Raw genomic sequence first — 15644 nt, forward strand, 5'->3', positions numbered from 1 at the left:
GGCCCGGTCGCCAGATAGGTCACCTCGGGCTCGGCGAGCAGCCGCAGCTCGGCCTCCGCCGACTTCCCCGACCGTCCGCCGCCCAGCAGCAGGGTCCGGTGCGGCCGGGGCCGCGGCCGCCCCCAGAACCCCATCCGGCGGGCCAGTTCGGCCTCCGAGCGGACCCGGTCGTCGAGATGCACCGCCCGCACCTCGGTGCCGGGCCCGACGGCGCCCAGCCGCCGCAGCACCCCCAGATACGACGGATCCGCCAGCACGTCCAGGATCACCGCGTCGTAAACGACCCCCGGGAGGGGTTCGGGCGACGCCCCCGGAAGGCCATAAAGCACTCTCCCCCCGCCGACGGCGAGGTCCAGCCCTCCCGGCACCTCCCGGCCGGTCCGCGCGCCCACCGTGACCCCGTCGAGCAGCACCTCCGTGGGCCGGTGGGGGAGCGGCAGCGACCCGCAGGAGGCGCAGCGGCAGCCGGGCGCGGGCCAGCCGCGCGGTGACGCATCCCCTTCGATCACGATATGCATGGTGAACGGCACTCTTCGGATGTCATGATCGGGCGGGCGGACGGACCGCTCGCGGCGAGAGGAGCACAGACGGATATGGCGTGGACGTGGCGGTACGAGAAGGCCGACGGCACCGCGGTTCCGGCGGCGACCCTGCCGGCCCCGTACGACCAGCCGGATTATCAGACCACCCAGGCCGACGCGGAGAGCTGGATCGGCGAGCACTGGCGGCAGCTCGCCGACGCGGGCGTCGCCCAGGTGTTCCTCCTGGACGACGAACGCGTCGTCTACGGCCCCCTGGCCCTGAAACTCGACTAGGGGCGGTCCGTTCCCAAGGTCGGTGTTCCTAGGGGCGGGACTTCGGTGACACGGTCAGGGCCGGGTCGCGGAGCACCACCGGTTCGAGGATCTCGTCGACCTGCGCGAGCAGATCGGCCTCCAGCCGCACACCCGAGGCCTTCACGTTGTCCTTGACCTGCTCGGGCCGGGACGCGCCGACGATCGCCGCCGACACGTTCGGGTTCTGCAGCACCCAGGCGACGGCGAGCTGCGCCATGGTCAGCCCGGCGGACTCGGCGAGCGGCTTGAGCCGCTGCACCCGCGTCAGCACGTCGTCCTTCAACCAGAACTGGACGAACCCGGCGCCGGACTTCTCGTCGGTGGCCCGTGATCCGGCGGGCGGCGGCTGCCCCGGCTGGTACTTGCCGGTCAGCACGCCCTGCGCGATCGGCGACCAGACGATCTGGCCGATCCCCTCCTTCTCGCAGAGGGGGACGACCTCCTCCTCGATCACCCGGTAGAGCGCCGAGTACTGCGGCTGGTTGGAGATGATCCGGTCGAAGCCGCGCGCCTCCGCGATCTCCAGGGCGGCCGCGATCTCCTCGGCCCGCCACTCCGAGACCCCGATGTACAGGGCCTTGCCCTGCCGGACGACGTCCTCGAACGCCCGCATGGTCTCTTCCAGCGGGGTCTCGTGGTCGAACCGGTGCGCCTGGTACAGGTCGACGTAGTCGGTGCCGAGCCGCTTCAGCGAGCCGTCGATCGACTCCAGGATGTGCTTGCGGGACAGCCCGCGGTCGTTGGGGCCCGCGCCCGTCGGCCAGTAGACCTTGGTGAAGATCTCCAGCCCTTCGCGGCGCTGCCCGTGCAGGGCCCGGCCGAGGACTTCCTCGGCGCGGGTGCCCGCGTAGACGTCCGCGGTGTCGAAGGTGGTGATCCCCTCGTCGAGGGCGGCGTGCACGCAGGCGCGCGCCGCGTCCTCCTCGACCTGGGAGCCGTGCGTGATCCAGTTGCCGTAAGCGATTTCTGAGATCTTCAGGCCGCTGCGGCCCAGGTATCGGAACTCCATGTTCCGATCCTAAGGACCCGCCCGCGGCGCCCCGGGGCCGGGGAGAACTTCAGACCTTGTCCTTGTCGCCCATGTTCAGGGCGGGGGCGGGCAGGCGCAGGCGGCGGAGCTGGAGGGAGCGTGCGGCGGCGTAGAAGCCGACGCCCTTGCGGTCCTCGTCGGGGAAGCGCTCGGCGGCGAGCTTCTTCACCTTCTGCGAGATCAGCAGGCTCTCTGTCAGCACCACGGCCAGCAGGATCGGCGGCACGAACACGAACGCGAGCTGCGTGGCGGCGTTCGGCACGAAGGTCAGCAGCACCACGAACAGCATGATGAACATGAGGTACTGGCCGAACGTGCGGCGCGAGTCCACGTAATCGCGGGCCATTTTCCGCACCGGGCCCTGGTCGCGCTTGGGCAAATACTTCACATCGCCCTTGGCCATGCCCTCACGCGCTTTGGCGCGCTGCTGGGCCTGGCGTTCGCGCACCCGCTTGTAGGCCTCTTTGCGGTCACGGGGAGCGGTGACGAGCTGGTTGCGCCGCAGCTTCTCAGCCTCGCTGCGCTTGGGCGTGGCTCGGCCCTTCCCGCTCTCCTTCACCGCCACTTCTTCAGCGGTCTCGGCGGGATTCTCATCGCTACGGCGTCCAAACACAGACGAAGGATATTCGAAACGCGAACCGGCAGGAACCTCATGGCTCCGCCGCGCGTCAAGAGCGTAGGGTGAAGAAGCAGCGTTTGGTCGTCCGGGGTGCCCGTATTGACGGGGGCTCGGGCGAGCACCATCACGAAGGGACGTCCGCAGCGCGATGAGCGTCATGAAGCGAATGTCGATGATCTTCAAGTCCAAGGCGAACAACGCGCTGGACCGTCTCGAGGACCCGCGGGAGACGCTGGACTACTCCTACCAGCGCCAGCTGGAGATGCTCCAGAAGGTGCGTCGCGGGGTCGCGGACGTGGCCACGTCGCGCAAGCGCCTGGAACTCCAGATCCAGCGGATCGAGGCGGACCACAACAAGCTGACGGGCCAGGGCAAGCAGGCGCTCCAGGTCGGCCGTGAGGACCTGGCGCGGGCCGCGCTGGAGCGCCGCGCGGGCCTGGACACCCAGCTCGCCGATCTGCGCGTCCAGTACGCCCAGCTCCAGGGCGAGGAGGAGAAGCTGACCCTGGCCGCCCAGCGGCTCCAGGCGAAGGTGGACGCCTTCCGCACCCGCAAGGAGACCATCAAGGCCACCTACACGGCCGCCGAGGCGCAGACCAGGATCAACGAGGCGTTCACCGGCATCTCCGAGGAGATGGGCGATGTGGGCCTGGCGATCCAGCGGGCCGAGGACAAGACGGCCCAGCTCCAGGCGCGCGCCGGCGCGATCGACGAGCTGCTGGAGTCGGGTGCGCTCGAGGACTTCTCCGGTCCGCGCGACGACATCCAGGCCGAACTCAACCGGATGGGCGCCACCACCGGCGTCGAACTGGAACTGGAGCGGCTCAAGGCCGAGCTGGGCCAGGGCCCCGCGCCCAAGCAGCTCGACCAGGGCGCGCCGGGCGCGGCCCCTAAGGAGCAGCCGCAGCCCGGCCAGCAGCAGTGGCCGCAGGGAGGGTGACGATGATCGTCCGGATCATGGGGGAGGGCCAGGTGCGGATCGACGACGCCGCCCTGGCCGAGCTGAACCGGCTCGACGACTCGCTGGAGGCCGCGATCGGCGAGGCCGACGAGGCCGCCTTCCGGGCCGCTTTCGCCGCCCTGCTGGGCGCGGTCCGCGAGATCGGGGAGCCGCTGCCCGCCGACAGCCTGGAATCGTCCGATCTGGTGCTGCCGCCGGCCGACTCCGCGATGGACGAGGTCAGCGCGATGCTCGGCGACGAAGGCCTGATTCCCGACTAGTCGGCCTGATTCCCGACGGGTTCCCTACGAGACCTTTGCCCGCAGGTCCCGGCTCGGCATGGACGGCGCTGCTGAGATCCCTCTCGGAAGATCATTACTCCGAGGGGGATTTCTTCATGCGTGGAAAGATTCTCGGCGTCGCCGCCGCGGTGTCGCTGGGCCTGCTCATCCCCGTCCCGGCCTACGCCGCCCAGGCCGCCAAGGCCAAGGCCGTCCCGGACACGGTCAGTGTGGACGGCCAGGGCAGCGTCGCGGTCGTGCCGGACGTCATGTACCTGAACGCCGGGGTGGACGTGCGCCGCAAGTCCGTGGGCGAGGCGTACGACGCCGCGGGCGCCGCCGCGAACAAGGTCATCAAGGTGCTGGTGGCGCAGGGCGTGGCCCGCAAGGACATCAGGACGGCCGCGCTGTCGGTGCAGCCGGAGTACGTCCCCGACCACTACCCGAAGATCGCCGGCTACCGGGCGAGCGAGGGCATCCGTGCCGTGGTCAGGAATCTGGCGAAGGCGTCGAAGGTCATCAAGGCGGTCGCCTCCACCGGCGACGCGGTCCGGGTGGACGGGATCTCCTTCGACAAGGCCGACTGGTCGAAGGAGACCGAGGCCGCCCGCGCGCTGGCGTTCAAGGCCGCGCACGCCAAGGCCAAGCAGCTCGCGAAGCTCGGCGGCCGGAAACTGGGCCGACTGCTGTCGGTCACGGCCGGCGGTTTCGACCCGGTGCCCGTCCAGTCGCTGACGCCGAAGGCCGTGATGGCCGACGGCGCCGCGATCGAGCCGGGCGAGAGCGAGGCCCGCGTCACGGTCTCGCTGGTCTACGCCCTCGCCGGCCCGGCCTAGGGGAGCGCCAGCATCTGGTCGAGCGCCACCCGGGCGTAGTGAGCGGTGTCGGTGTCCACGACGATCTGGTTCGGTACTTCGCCCTTGACCAGGGATTCGAGCGTCCACACGAGGTGGGGCAGGTCGATCCGGTTCATGGTCGAGCAGTAGCAGACCGCTTTGTCGAGGAACATCACGTTCTTGTCCGGGTGGGCGTCGGCGAGGCGCTTCACCAGGTTGAGCTCGGTGCCGATGGCCCAGGAACTGCCGGGCTCGGCGGCGTCGAGCTTCTTGATGATGTACTCGGTGGAGCCCACGTGGTCGGCCGCGGTGACGACGTCGTGCCGGCACTCGGGGTGGACGAGCACGTTGACGCCGGGGACCCGCGCGCGGACCTCGTCGACGGACTCCTTGGTGAAGCGGCCGTGCACGGAGCAGTGGCCCTTCCACAGGATCATCTTGGCGTTCTTGAGCTGGTCGTCGGTCAGGCCGCCGTTCGGCCGGTGCGGGTTGTAGACCACGCAGTCGTCCAGCGAGTAGCCCATCTCCAGGACGGCCGTGTTGCGGCCGAGGTGCTGGTCGGGCAGGAACAGGACCTGCTCGCCCTGCTCGAACGCCCAGTCCAGCGCCCGCTTGGCGTTGGAGGAGGTGCAGACCACGCCGCCGCGGCGGCCGACGAACGCCTTGATGTCGGCCGAGGAGTTCATGTAGGTGACCGGGACGATCCGGTCGGCGATCCCCAGGTCGGCCAGGGTGTCCCAGCACTCCTCGACCTGGTTGAAGGTGGCCATGTCGGCCATCGAGCAGCCGGCCGCGAGGTCGGGCAGGATCACCTTCTGGTCGGGTCCGGTGAGGATGTCGGCGGACTCGGCCATGAAGTGGACGCCGCAGAAGACGATGTAGGGCGCGTCGGGGCGGGCCGCGGCGTCGCGGGCGAGTTTGAACGAGTCGCCCGTCACATCGGCGAACTGGATCACCTCGTCGCGCTGGTAGTGGTGGCCCAGCACGAAGACCTGGTCGCCGAGCGCCTCCTTGGCGGCCTTGGCACGTGCCACCAGGTCGGGGTCGGAGGCGGGCGGCAGATCGCCGGGGCAGTCGACGCCTCGCTCGCTGGCGGGGTCGGTGCCCTTGCCCAGGAACAGCAGCGGAAGATCGATCTGAGTCGTCACGGCGGGCTCCTTATCCCTGCGACGGGGACTTATCGTCGCTTTGACGATTCCCAGTGAAGCACATCCCCGTGACTCCTCGGCACCCCGGGGTGGGGGCGGGATGTGGCACCATGAGAAAACCTCGTGCTCGCGGGGAAGAATCAGCACGCCGGGTACGTTGTCCCAGTTAGCAAAGTTCTCGCTAGCAGACTTCTCAGCCCCGATCCGGGAGTGGATTTAACGATGACGGAGACCAGCACCCAGCAGGGCATCAACCTGACCGACGCCGCGGCGGACAAGGTCAAAGCCCTCCTCGAGCAGGAAGGCCGCGATGACCTGGCGCTGCGCGTCGCCGTGCAGCCCGGTGGCTGCTCCGGCCTGATCTACCAGCTCTTCTTCGACGAGCGTCAGCTCGACGGGGACGTCACCTTCGACTTCGGCGGTGTGACGGTCGTCACGGACCGTATGTCCGCCCCCTACCTCGGCGGCGCGACGGTCGACTTCGTCGACACCATCGAGAAGCAGGGCTTCACGATCGACAACCCGAACGCGACCGGCTCCTGCGCCTGCGGCGACAGCTTCAGCTAGGTCCCAGGGCTCGGCGTTTCCGGGCCTGTACACGCGATGAAGGCCAGTGCAGAGTAATCTGTGCTGGCCTTTCTCGTTCTGGCGCATCCCGTTCCACCACCCGAGGAGAACACCCGCCGTGCGCATCGCCGTTACTGGCTCCATCGCGACCGACAACCTGATGACCTTCCCGGGCAGGTTCGCCGACCAGCTGATCGCCGACCAGCTCGACCAGGTGTCGCTCTCCTTCCTCGTTGACGAGATGGAGATCCGCCGCGGCGGTTGCGCCGCCAACATCGCCTTTGGCCTCGGCCTGTTCGGGCAGCGCCCGATCCTGGTCGGCGCGGTCGGCAAGGACTTCGACGACTACCGTTCCTGGCTGGAGCGGCATGGAGTCGACTGCTCGGGCGTGCACATCTCGGAGCTGCGGCACACCGCCCGCTTCCTGTGCACCACGGACTCCGACCACAACCAGATCGCGTCGTTCTACGCGGGCGCGATGGCCGAGGCCCGCGAGATCGAGCTGGGCCCGCTGGGCGAGCTCGATCTGGTGCTGGTGTCGCCGAACGACCCGGCGGCGATGGTCCGGCACACCGAGGAGGCCCGGCAGCGCGGCATCCCGTTCGCTGCGGACCCGTCCCAGCAGCTCGCCCGGATGGAGGGCAGCGACGTCCGCAAGCTCCTCGACGGCGCCGCCTACCTGTTCTGCAACGAGTATGAGAAGGCGCTCTGCGAGCAGAAGACCGGCTGGTCGGAGCAGGAGATCCTGGAGCACGTCGGGATCCGCGTCACCACGCTGGGCGCCAAGGGCGCGATGATCGACCGCAAGGGCCAGGAGGGCCTGCACATCCCCGCCGCCCCGGAGATCGTCAAGGTGGAGCCGACCGGTGTCGGCGACGCGTTCCGCGCCGGTTTCCTCTCGGCCGTCTCCCTGGGCCTGACCCTGGAGCGCGCCGCCCAGGTCGGCAACCTGATCGCCGCCCACGCCCTGGAGACCCCCGGCGGCCAGGACTACGTCCTGCACCGCCCCACCTTCCTCACCCGCCTCTTCGAGGCCTACGGCGAAGAAGCCGCCGCCGACCTCACCCCCCACCTCTCCTGAGCTTCACGCCGTGTGAGGACCGGTGGCCGGTGCGTGCTTGCCGGTACCCTGGCCGGTCGGTGACATCGGGCAGCCGTCCGCCGAGGTGATCTTCCGGCGGGCGGCGGGTGACCATCGGGGGTAGCGGGTGGACGGCGGGGTGGGCAGGCGGGGGTTTCTGGCGATCGCGGCGGCGGTCGCCGGGGGTGCGCCGTGGTCGCGGGCCGGGGCCGGGGTGCCCGGGGGAGTGCGGCGGCGGGGGGAGGCGGGGCGGCGGCCGAACGTGCTGCTGATCGTCACCGACGACCAGCCGTTGCGGACGGGATGGGCGCTGCCGCGGACGGAGCGGTGGCTCGGCGGCGGCGGACGGACCTTCACCGAGGCGCGGTGCCTGACGCCCGTGTGCGCTCCGTCGCGGGCGACCATCATGACGGGGCGCCACGCCCACCAGCACGGGGTGCGGCACAACCACGGGTACGAGCACCGGTTCGACCAGGACGCGACCGTCCAGCGGCGGCTGCACGACGCCGGCTACCGGACGGGACTGTTCGGGAAGATGCTGAACGGCTGGTCGCCGGGGGACTCCGTCCGGCACTTCGACGACTACGCGGTGTTCTGCAAGCCGTCCTACCGGGACGGCCGCTGGAACGACAACGGCACCGTCAGGCCCTGCCCCGGCTACAGCACGACGGCCGTGCGCGAACGGGCGGTGGCGTTCGTGTCCCAGGCCGACGACCGGCCCTGGTATCTGTACGTCGCCCCGTACGCGCCGCACGCCCCCAACACCCCCGAGCCCCGGTACGCCCGGCTGGCCGTGCCCCGCTGGAACGGCGATCCGGCCGTCGGGGAGAAGAACCGCAAGGACAAGCCGCCTTACCTGCGCCGCCGCCACGCCACCCTCGCGCAGGGACGGGCCGAGCGCCGCCGCCAGCTCCGCTCCCTGCGCTCCGTGGACGACCTGGTCGCCGCGGTGCACGCGGCGCTGGTCAGGACCGGTCAGCTCGAGAACACTCTCGTGATCTTCGTGGGGGACAACGGCTACTGCTGGGCGGAGCACGGCTGGATCGGCAAGCACGTGCCCTACCAGCAGTCCGTCCGGGTGCCGCTGCACCTGTCGTGGCCCGCGGGCGGGGTGCGGCGCGGCGTCGACTCCCGGCTGGCCGCGAGGGCCGACATCGCGCCGACCGTCCTGGACGCCGCGGGCCTGCCGCCGCTGCCGGGCTCGGCGGGCCGCTCGCTGCTGCGCCCGTGGACGCGCGCCCATCTGCTGCTCCAGCACTGGCATCCGGGCGGAATCCCCGGCCTGCCGCCGAGCTGGGTGTCGATCGTCACCAGGACCCACCAGTACGTCGAGTACTACGACGTGGTGTTCGCGCCCGGCGCGCCGCACCCGCGCGGTTCGGGCCGTGTCACCCACCGCGAGTACTACGACCTGCGCCGCGACCCGTGGCAGCTCCGCTCACTCAAACCGGCCAGGGCCCGCGCCCTGCGCCGCCGGATCCCCGCCCACCTGTTCTAGCGGTCAGTAGTCGCGTTTGATGTGGAACGCCCAGCCGCGCGGCAGCGGCTCCTCACGGACGAAGGTCTGCGACTTCATCCGGCACCACGCCGGGATGTCGGTGCGGGCGGCGGCGTCGTCGGCCTGCACCGCGATGATCTCGCCGGTGGGGACCTCGCGGATCCGCTCGGCCAGCATGATGATCGGGATCGGGCATTTGCGGCCGAGCGCGTCGATGACGAGGTAGGCGGGCGGCCCGGACGGGACGGGGGCCGCGGGAGCCGGGGGCGGCGTGGGCGCCTGGCGGCGTCGGAAGCCCTTCATCGGGGGGTCCCTTCTCTGCTGATGCGGCGCAGGCGGTCGACCGCGTCGGGGAGGACGGCCAGGAACCGGTCGACGTCCGCGGTGTCCGTCCCACGGGGCAGCGATACCCGGACGTTCCCATGCGTAATCACACCCATGGCCTCCAGAACGTGGCTCGGACGTAGCGTATCGGCCGTGCAGGAACTGCCGGAGGAAACCTCGAAACCGAGCCGGTCCAGCTCGGTGATGAGCGCTTCCCCTTCGACGTAAAGGCAGGAGAACGTCAGCAGATGGGGGAGCCTGCGCACCGGATCGCCGACGATCTCGACGTCGGGCACCGTCGCGGGGATACGCGAACGCATCCGGTCGATCAGCGCGGAAAGCCGGGGCCCTTCGGCGGCCCACTCGCTCGTGGACGCCTCCAGCGCCGCCGCGGCGGCCGCGATCGCCGGGACGTTCTCGAACCCGGGCATCCGGCGCCCCTCCCGCTCGTCCTCGGGAAGCGGTGTTTTCCACCGGGTTCCCTTACGGATGATCAAGAGCCCGACACCGGGCGGCCCGCCCCACTTGTGCGCTGACGCGGTCAAGATCGACCAGCCCTCGGGCAAAGGAATCCGGCCGACGGACTGGGCGGCGTCAACCAGCAGCGGCACCCCCGCCGCCTTGCACGCGACGGCCGCCTCGGCGACGGGCTGGACCGTTCCCACCTCATGGTTGGCGGACTGCAGGCAGGCCAGCGCGGTGTCCGGCCGGAGCGCGGCGGCGAACGCGGCCGGATCCACCCGTCCGTACAGGTCGACCCCCACGACGGTGACGCTCCCGCCGTCCTGCTCGAACCGCTCGGCCGCGTGCAGCACCGAGGAGTGCTCCACCGCCGAGACGACCAGGTGCCGGCCGATCCTGCGCCGCGCCCCGAGCGCGCCGAGCACCCCGAGCTGGACGGCCTGTGTGCCCGAGGTGGTGAACACCACCTCATCAGGACGGACGCCGACGAACGCCGCACAACGCGCCCGCGCCTGATCTAGTAGCATCCTGGCCCGTCGTCCTGATCCGTACAGACGCGCCGGATCCGCCCACCCCGTCTCGTAGGCCGAAAGCAGGGCCGCACGGGCTGCTGGATGCAAGGGTTCGGTAGAGGCGGCGTCGAAGTAAGGCACAACACGACACTAACGGGGGTCCCGAAGGAGACTCCTGGGACACCCGCGCTAATGTGTGCTCCACACGTGGGAAATATTGAATTGCAGCCGCCCGGGGAGCCCCGGGCTTCATCCGTGGGGAAGGCAATCCGTGAGTCCGACCCGCTCAACTGAGCGGCGTACGCCATCGCGTGGCCGCAGAGCGCTCACCAGCGCATCCGCGCTGGCGCTGTTGGCGATGTCCGCCACAGCCTGCGACGCAGAGGAATGGAAGCGCATCGGGTTCCCCGAGCCCGCCACCGAGCAGGCGAAGCGTATGCTCACCCTGTGGCAGGGCTCGTGGATCGCCGCGCTCCTCGTCGGCGCCGTCGTCTGGGGCCTGATCCTCTGGGCCGTAGTGTTCCACCGCAAGCGGAAGGGCTCGGGCGACGAGCTCCCGCTCCAGGTGCGTTACAACCTGCCGCTCGAGATGCTGTACACCGCCGTTCCGTTCATCATCATCGGCGTCCTGTTCTTCTACACCGCGCGCGACGAGTCGTACGTCGAGAAGCGCGTGAACGAGAAGGCCGACGTCACGGTGGACGTGATCTCCTACCAGTGGAGCTGGCAGTTCGACTATCTGGGCGAGAACTTCAAGAAGGCGAACGGCCGGCCGATCAGCATCGTGGGCACTCCCACGGAGCCTGACGCGCCCGGCGGCACCGGTACCGGCGAGAAGCCCGTCCTGGTGCTCCCGGTCGGTAAGACCGTGCACTTCAACCTCAAGTCGAACAACGTCATTCACTCGTTCTGGGTTCCCGCGTTCCTCTACAAGAAGGACGTCATGCCCGGTTATGTGAACCAGTTCGAGGTGAAGCCCACCAAGGAGGGCACCTACGAGGGCCGTTGCGCCGAGCTGTGCGGTGAGTCGCACGCCCGGATGCTCTTCCAGGTGAAGGTGGTCTCGCAGGCCGAGTTCGACCGGTTCATCAACGCGAACAAGGTCGGAGGCGCGCAGTGACCGCCATTGAAGACGCTCCGGTTCAGCACCACGCCGCACCGGTCCGCACCAGCAAGGGCCGGCTGGTCGTCAACTGGATGACCTCGACCGACCACAAGGTCATCGGGTACCTGTACCTGATCACCTCGTTCTGCTTCTTCCTCATCGGCGGCGTGATGGCTCTCATCATGCGCGCCGAGCTGTACAACCCCGGCCTGCAGATGGTCAGCCGGGAGCAGTTCAACCAGCTCTTCACCATGCACGGCACGATCATGCTGCTGATGTTCGCGACCCCGCTGTTCGCGGGCTTCGCCAACGTCATCATGCCGCTGCAGATCGGCTCGCCCGACGTGGCGTTCCCGCGCATGAACATGCTGGCCTACTGGTTCTACCTGTTCGGCTCGCTGATCGTCGTCGCGGCGTTCTTCACGCCGGACGGCGCCGCCAGCTTCGGCTGGTTCGCCTACGCCCCGCTGTCGGACTCGGTGCACTCGCCGGGCGTCGGCGGCGACATGTGGGTCATCGGCCTGACGCTGTCGGGTCTGGGCACGATCCTCGGCGCGGTCAACTTCATCACCACGATCCTGTGCATGCGCGCGCCCGGTATGACGATGTTCCGGATGCCGATCTTCGTGTGGAACGTCCTGCTGACCTCGATCCTGGTCCTGCTGGCCTTCCCGGTCCTCGCCGCGGCGCTGCTCGCCCTCGAGGCCGACCGCAAGTTCGGCGCGCACGTGTTCGACGCGAGCCACGGCGGCGCGCTGCTCTGGCAGCACCTGTTCTGGTTCTTCGGCCATCCCGAGGTGTACATCCTCGCGCTGCCGTTCTTCGGCATCGTGACCGAGATCCTGCCGGTGTTCTCCCGCAAGCCCGTCTTCGGCTACATCGGCCTGGTCGGCGCGACCATCACCATCGCGGGTCTGTCCATCACGGTGTGGGCGCACCACATGTTCGTGACGGGCCAGGTGCTCCTGCCGTTCTTCTCGTTCATGACGTTCCTCATCGCGGTGCCGACGGGTGTGAAGTTCTTCAACTGGGTCGGCACGATCTGGAAGGGCCAGTTGTCCTTCGAGACGCCGATGCTCTGGTCGATCGGCTTCCTGGTCACCTTCCTGTTCGGTGGTCTGACCGGTGTCATCCTGGCTTCGCCGCCGATGGACTTCCAGCTCTCCGACAGCTACTTCGTCGTGGCGCACTTCCACTACGTGGTCTTCGGCACCGTCGTGTTCGCGATGTTCGCCGGCTTCTACTTCTGGTGGCCGAAGTTCACCGGCAAGCGCCTGAACGAGGCGTGGGGCAAGTTCCACTTCTGGCTGCTGTTCATCGGCTTCCACGGCACGTTCCTCGTCCAGCACTGGCTGGGCGCGGAGGGTATGCCCCGCCGGTACGCGGACTACGCCAAGGAGTTCACGGGCCTGAACGAGTTCTCCACGATCTTCTCGTTCATCCTGGGCGCCTCGCTGCTGCCGTTCTTCTACAACATCTACATCACGTGGAAGAAGGGCAAGCCGGTCGGCGTCGACGACCCGTGGGGCTTCGGCATGTCCCTGGAGTGGGCGACCTCCTGCCCGCCGCCGCGGCACAACTTCAACTCCATCCCGCGGATCCGCTCCGAGCGTCCCGCGTTCGACCTGCACCACGGTCCGGACGGCGACGGCCTCGCCCTGCGCGCTCCCGGCCTGAGCAGCATCCAGACCAAGAAGCTGGAGGCCTAGTCCGATGCGCGTACAGGCATGGATGTTCTACGGCTGCGGTGCGTTCTTCCTCGTCACCGACATCGCGTACTGGTACTTCTCCCGTGACTGGACCGGCACGACCGCCATGGCCATGGCCATCGGTCTCGCGTTCATGATCGGCGGGTACATCCACTTCACCGTCAACCGGCTCGAGGCCGCCTCCGGCAAGCTGCTGCCGGAGGACGACAAGCAGGGTGAGATCGCGGACGCCGCGGGCGAGTACGGGTTCTTCAGCCCGCACTCGTGGTGGCCGCTGTTCGTCGCCGCTTCGGCGGCGGGCATCTGCCTCGGCCTGGTGTTCGGCTGGTGGCTGGTGATCCTCTCGGTCTGCTGCCTGCTGCTGACCACGATCGGTTTCGTCTTCGAGTACTACCGCGGCCAGTTCGTGGCGTAACGGAAGCGGAAAAGCTCCGGCGAAGGCCGGTGTCTCCCTACGGGGAGGCACCGGCCTTCGTCATAATTGCGCTAAGTCGCGGGATGCTCACTGATTGAGGTTTCCCGGTGAGACGAGCGGGGGTATCCCACGTCCCAGGAGCTTGATCATTTGCTCCGCTGTGGTCTTCGGGGGCCCAGACACGGGACGACACGGGAGGTGGACGGTGCAGCTCAATCGCGCCGGAGGACGGGTGGCACTGGCGGGGATCGCAGCAGCGCCGCTACTGGTGGCAGGGTGTTCGGGCGAGACCATGGATCCGCCGGACGCGGCCGTCGTCATCAGCCCGGCGGACTCCACCAAGGCGGTGAAGCCCGACACCCCGATTAAGATCAAGGCCGCGCAGGGGACGTTGAAGAACGTCACGGTGACCTCGGGGAGCCAGCGGGTCGAGGGCGTCCTGGCCGCGGACGGCACCACCTGGCAGTCGCGCTGGCCGCTGGACCCGGCGGCCACCTACTCGGTGACGGCCGCGGCGTTCGGCACCGACGGCCAGCTCGAGACCTCCACCAGCACCTTCAAGACGGTCCGTCCCACCAGGACGACGGCCTCCAACGTGCTGTTCCCCAACGCCAAGGAGACCGTCGGCGTCGGGATGCCGATCAAGCTCCACTTCGACAAGGCCGTCACCAACAAGGCGGGTGTGGAGCGTGCCCTGGAGGTGCGCTCGACCAAGCCGGTCGAGGGCGCCTGGCACTGGTTCGACGACCAGAACGTCGTGTTCCGGACCAAGAACTACTGGCCGGCCAAGACCACGGTCCGGCTGGTCGGGCACACCGCGGGCGTCCCGTTCTCCAAGGACACCTACGGCACGAAGAACATCGACCTGTCCTTCAAGGTCGGCGACGCGATCGTCACCAAGGGCAGCGCGCGCACCCACCAGATGACGGTCACCCGCAACGGCAAGAAGGTCCGCACCATCCCGGTCTCGATGGGCATGGGCGGCAGCCGCAAGTACACCACCACCTCGGGGAACCACCTCAACATGGAGAAGGAGTACATGACCGTCATGACTTCTCCGGGGATCGGTCCCGGCAGCGCCGGCTACTACTCCCAGAACGTCTACTGGACGGTCCGGATCTCCGACTCCGGCGAGTACCTGCACGCCGCCCCGTGGTCGACCGGCTCCCAGGGCTACTCCAACGTCAGCCACGGCTGCGTCAACATGTCGACCTCGAACGCCCGCTGGTACAACCAGAACGCCCACCGCGGCGACCCCGTCATCATCACCGGGACGAGCCGCGCGCTGGAGCCGGAGAACGGCTGGGGCTACTGGCAGCTCAACTGGAAGGACTGGCTGAAGGGCTCGCAGGCCAAGGCCGTCGTCACCAGCTCGCTCGACGGCGCTCTGCCGAAGCCGGCCGCGCCGAAGGTGCCGAACACCGCGGTGAAGGCTCCGGCCGTCACCCCGTCCGAGGGCCCGACCGTCAAGAGCTGACACCACCGCACACCACTGCCAAAGGGGGGGACGGTCTCCGTCCCCCCTTCGCCATGAGCGGGGGAGCGTCTAGGGTGCGGGTATGGCGGAGGAGATCGTGCCGGGTGTCCGGGCGTCGCACGAGGAACGGGACAGGGTCGTCGAGGCGCTGACGGCCGCGGCGGGCGACGGGCGGCTCACGCTCGAGGAGCTGGACTCCCGGACGGGCCGCGCGCTGGAGGCCCGCACCCGGGGCGAGCTGGAGTCGCTGCTCACCGATCTGCCGGCGACGCCGGGGCGGCTCCCGCCCAAGGAGCTGGCGCGGATCCAGGTGGGCGCGGGCAGTGTCCGCCGCGACGGCCGGTGGCAGGTGCCGCGCGAGCTGGAGATCACCGCGGCGAGCGGTTCGGTCGTCCTGGACCTGACCTCGGCGGAGGTGACCTTCGACACGCTCGACCTCGACATCGACGTCCGCAGCGGCAGTCTCCGGATCATCACCCGGCCGGGGGTGGAGGTCGATCTGGACGAGGTCGAGATCAGCAGCGGCTCCACCCGGGTCCGGCCGCCGTGGGGCGCCGATCCGGTCCCGGTGCACCTGCGGGTCACGGTCTCCGGTTCGGTGGCCAGCGGCTCGGTCTACGCGGGCCCGCCCCGCCGCCGTTTCGTCGACTGGCTGCTGCGCCGCCCGCCCCGCTACGGCCCCCGCTGAGGGGAGCCGCGGCGGGAAGCACCGTTAGGACGGCCTGAGCGCCTGCGAGACGGTGATCCACCGGTCCAGGAGCTGGTTGGCCGCGCCCGAGTCGATGGCCTCCGCGGCGCGGGCGT

17 protein-coding genes and 1 pseudogene are annotated in these 15644 nt (G+C 69.3%); 12 read left to right on the plus strand and 6 right to left on the minus strand.

The genetic code is table 11. The features are described from left to right. Nucleotides 1–509, minus strand: a pseudogene (locus ACYVE7_RS15170) (bifunctional adenosylcobinamide kinase/adenosylcobinamide-phosphate guanylyltransferase); the annotation flags it as partial. 84 nt (nucleotides 510–593) lie between these two features. On the opposite strand from ACYVE7_RS15170, the gene ACYVE7_RS15175 reads away from it, so the two are divergent. After that, a complete protein-coding gene (locus ACYVE7_RS15175; RefSeq protein ID WP_460365330.1) occupies nucleotides 594–815 on the plus strand; it encodes a hypothetical protein in 222 nt (73 codons plus the stop codon). A gap of 28 nt (nucleotides 816–843) precedes the next feature. Here the strand turns inward: ACYVE7_RS15175 and ACYVE7_RS15180 are convergent, their stop codons facing one another. Then, nucleotides 844–1845: an aldo/keto reductase family protein gene (locus tag ACYVE7_RS15180; RefSeq protein WP_460365331.1), complete on the minus strand. Its 1002-nt coding sequence runs from the start codon at nucleotides 1843–1845 to the stop codon at nucleotides 844–846. A gap of 49 nt (nucleotides 1846–1894) precedes the next feature. Next, on the minus strand, nucleotides 1895–2425 hold the full coding sequence (locus tag ACYVE7_RS15185) for a DUF3043 domain-containing protein (RefSeq protein WP_460365332.1): 531 nt from the start codon (nucleotides 2423–2425) through the stop codon (nucleotides 1895–1897). A gap of 208 nt (nucleotides 2426–2633) precedes the next feature. Here ACYVE7_RS15185 and ACYVE7_RS15190 point away from each other — a divergent pair, with 208 nt between their 5' ends. The 3 genes from ACYVE7_RS15190 to ACYVE7_RS15200 all read left to right on the plus strand — a co-directional run bounded on the left by ACYVE7_RS15190 (nucleotide 2634) and on the right by ACYVE7_RS15200 (nucleotide 4542). After that, complete coding sequence (locus tag ACYVE7_RS15190) at nucleotides 2634–3425, plus strand: PspA/IM30 family protein (RefSeq protein WP_460365333.1); 792 nt, start codon at nucleotides 2634–2636, stop codon at nucleotides 3423–3425. 2 nt (nucleotides 3426–3427) lie between these two features. Further along, nucleotides 3428–3706 (plus strand): PspA-associated protein PspAA, encoded by a 279-nt coding sequence (gene pspAA, locus ACYVE7_RS15195; RefSeq protein ID WP_460365334.1) that lies wholly within the window; start codon nucleotides 3428–3430, stop codon nucleotides 3704–3706. A 116-nt stretch (nucleotides 3707–3822) separates the two neighbouring features. Then, nucleotides 3823–4542 carry an SIMPL domain-containing protein gene (locus tag ACYVE7_RS15200; RefSeq protein ID WP_460365335.1) on the plus strand — a complete coding sequence of 240 codons (720 nt, stop codon included), beginning with the start codon at nucleotides 3823–3825 and terminating at the stop codon, nucleotides 4540–4542. On the opposite strand, the gene nadA is transcribed toward ACYVE7_RS15200, so the two are convergent. Continuing rightward, nucleotides 4539–5690 (minus strand): quinolinate synthase NadA, encoded by a 1152-nt coding sequence (nadA, locus tag ACYVE7_RS15205; protein WP_460365336.1) that lies wholly within the window; start codon nucleotides 5688–5690, stop codon nucleotides 4539–4541. The two genes, ACYVE7_RS15200 and nadA, sit on opposite strands and share 4 nt — an antisense overlap. A gap of 222 nt (nucleotides 5691–5912) precedes the next feature. Here nadA and erpA point away from each other — a divergent pair, with 222 nt between their 5' ends. The 3 genes from erpA (at nucleotide 5913) to ACYVE7_RS15220 (ending at nucleotide 8836) form a co-directional block, all read left to right on the plus strand. Next, nucleotides 5913–6257, plus strand: a complete 345-nt coding sequence (gene erpA / locus ACYVE7_RS15210) for an iron-sulfur cluster insertion protein ErpA (protein ID WP_460365337.1) — start codon at nucleotides 5913–5915, stop codon at nucleotides 6255–6257. Between the two features lie 118 nt (nucleotides 6258–6375). Then, nucleotides 6376–7338, plus strand: a complete 963-nt coding sequence (locus ACYVE7_RS15215; RefSeq protein WP_460365338.1) for a carbohydrate kinase family protein — start codon at nucleotides 6376–6378, stop codon at nucleotides 7336–7338. 139 nt (nucleotides 7339–7477) lie between these two features. Continuing rightward, the gene (locus ACYVE7_RS15220) at nucleotides 7478–8836 is read left to right on the plus strand and encodes a sulfatase-like hydrolase/transferase (protein ID WP_460365339.1); all 1359 of its coding nucleotides are present in this window, start codon (nucleotides 7478–7480) and stop codon (nucleotides 8834–8836) included. A 3-nt stretch (nucleotides 8837–8839) separates the two neighbouring features. Here the strand turns inward: ACYVE7_RS15220 and ACYVE7_RS15225 are convergent, their stop codons facing one another. Together ACYVE7_RS15225 and ACYVE7_RS15230 are read right to left on the minus strand one after the other, a co-directional pair. After that, nucleotides 8840–9139 (minus strand): sulfurtransferase TusA family protein, encoded by a 300-nt coding sequence (locus tag ACYVE7_RS15225; protein WP_460365340.1) that lies wholly within the window; start codon nucleotides 9137–9139, stop codon nucleotides 8840–8842. Beyond that, nucleotides 9136–10275, minus strand: a complete 1140-nt coding sequence (locus tag ACYVE7_RS15230; protein ID WP_460365341.1) for a cysteine desulfurase family protein — start codon at nucleotides 10273–10275, stop codon at nucleotides 9136–9138. Before ACYVE7_RS15230 ends, ACYVE7_RS15225 begins: the two co-directional genes overlap by 4 nt. Before the next feature lie 130 nt (nucleotides 10276–10405). Between ACYVE7_RS15230 and ctaC the strand changes: the two genes are divergently transcribed. The 5 genes from ctaC (at nucleotide 10406) to ACYVE7_RS15255 (ending at nucleotide 15528) form a co-directional block, all read left to right on the plus strand. Then, nucleotides 10406–11254 (plus strand): aa3-type cytochrome oxidase subunit II, encoded by an 849-nt coding sequence (gene ctaC / locus ACYVE7_RS15235; RefSeq protein ID WP_460365342.1) that lies wholly within the window; start codon nucleotides 10406–10408, stop codon nucleotides 11252–11254. Continuing rightward, on the plus strand, nucleotides 11251–12948 hold the full coding sequence (ctaD, locus tag ACYVE7_RS15240) for an aa3-type cytochrome oxidase subunit I (protein WP_460365343.1): 1698 nt from the start codon (nucleotides 11251–11253) through the stop codon (nucleotides 12946–12948). The genes ctaC and ctaD overlap by 4 nt, the downstream gene beginning before the upstream one ends. 4 nt (nucleotides 12949–12952) lie before the next feature. Further along, nucleotides 12953–13363 (plus strand): cytochrome c oxidase subunit 4, encoded by a 411-nt coding sequence (locus ACYVE7_RS15245; protein ID WP_460365344.1) that lies wholly within the window; start codon nucleotides 12953–12955, stop codon nucleotides 13361–13363. Between the two features lie 205 nt (nucleotides 13364–13568). Then, nucleotides 13569–14840, plus strand: coding sequence for a L,D-transpeptidase (locus ACYVE7_RS15250; RefSeq protein ID WP_460365345.1), 1272 nt, complete (start codon nucleotides 13569–13571; stop codon nucleotides 14838–14840). An 82-nt stretch (nucleotides 14841–14922) separates the two neighbouring features. Next, complete coding sequence (locus tag ACYVE7_RS15255; protein ID WP_460365346.1) at nucleotides 14923–15528, plus strand: DUF1707 SHOCT-like domain-containing protein; 606 nt, start codon at nucleotides 14923–14925, stop codon at nucleotides 15526–15528. The last annotated feature ends 116 nt before the right edge of the window (nucleotides 15529–15644 follow it).

This window comes from Actinocorallia lasiicapitis (genome assembly GCF_054778695.1).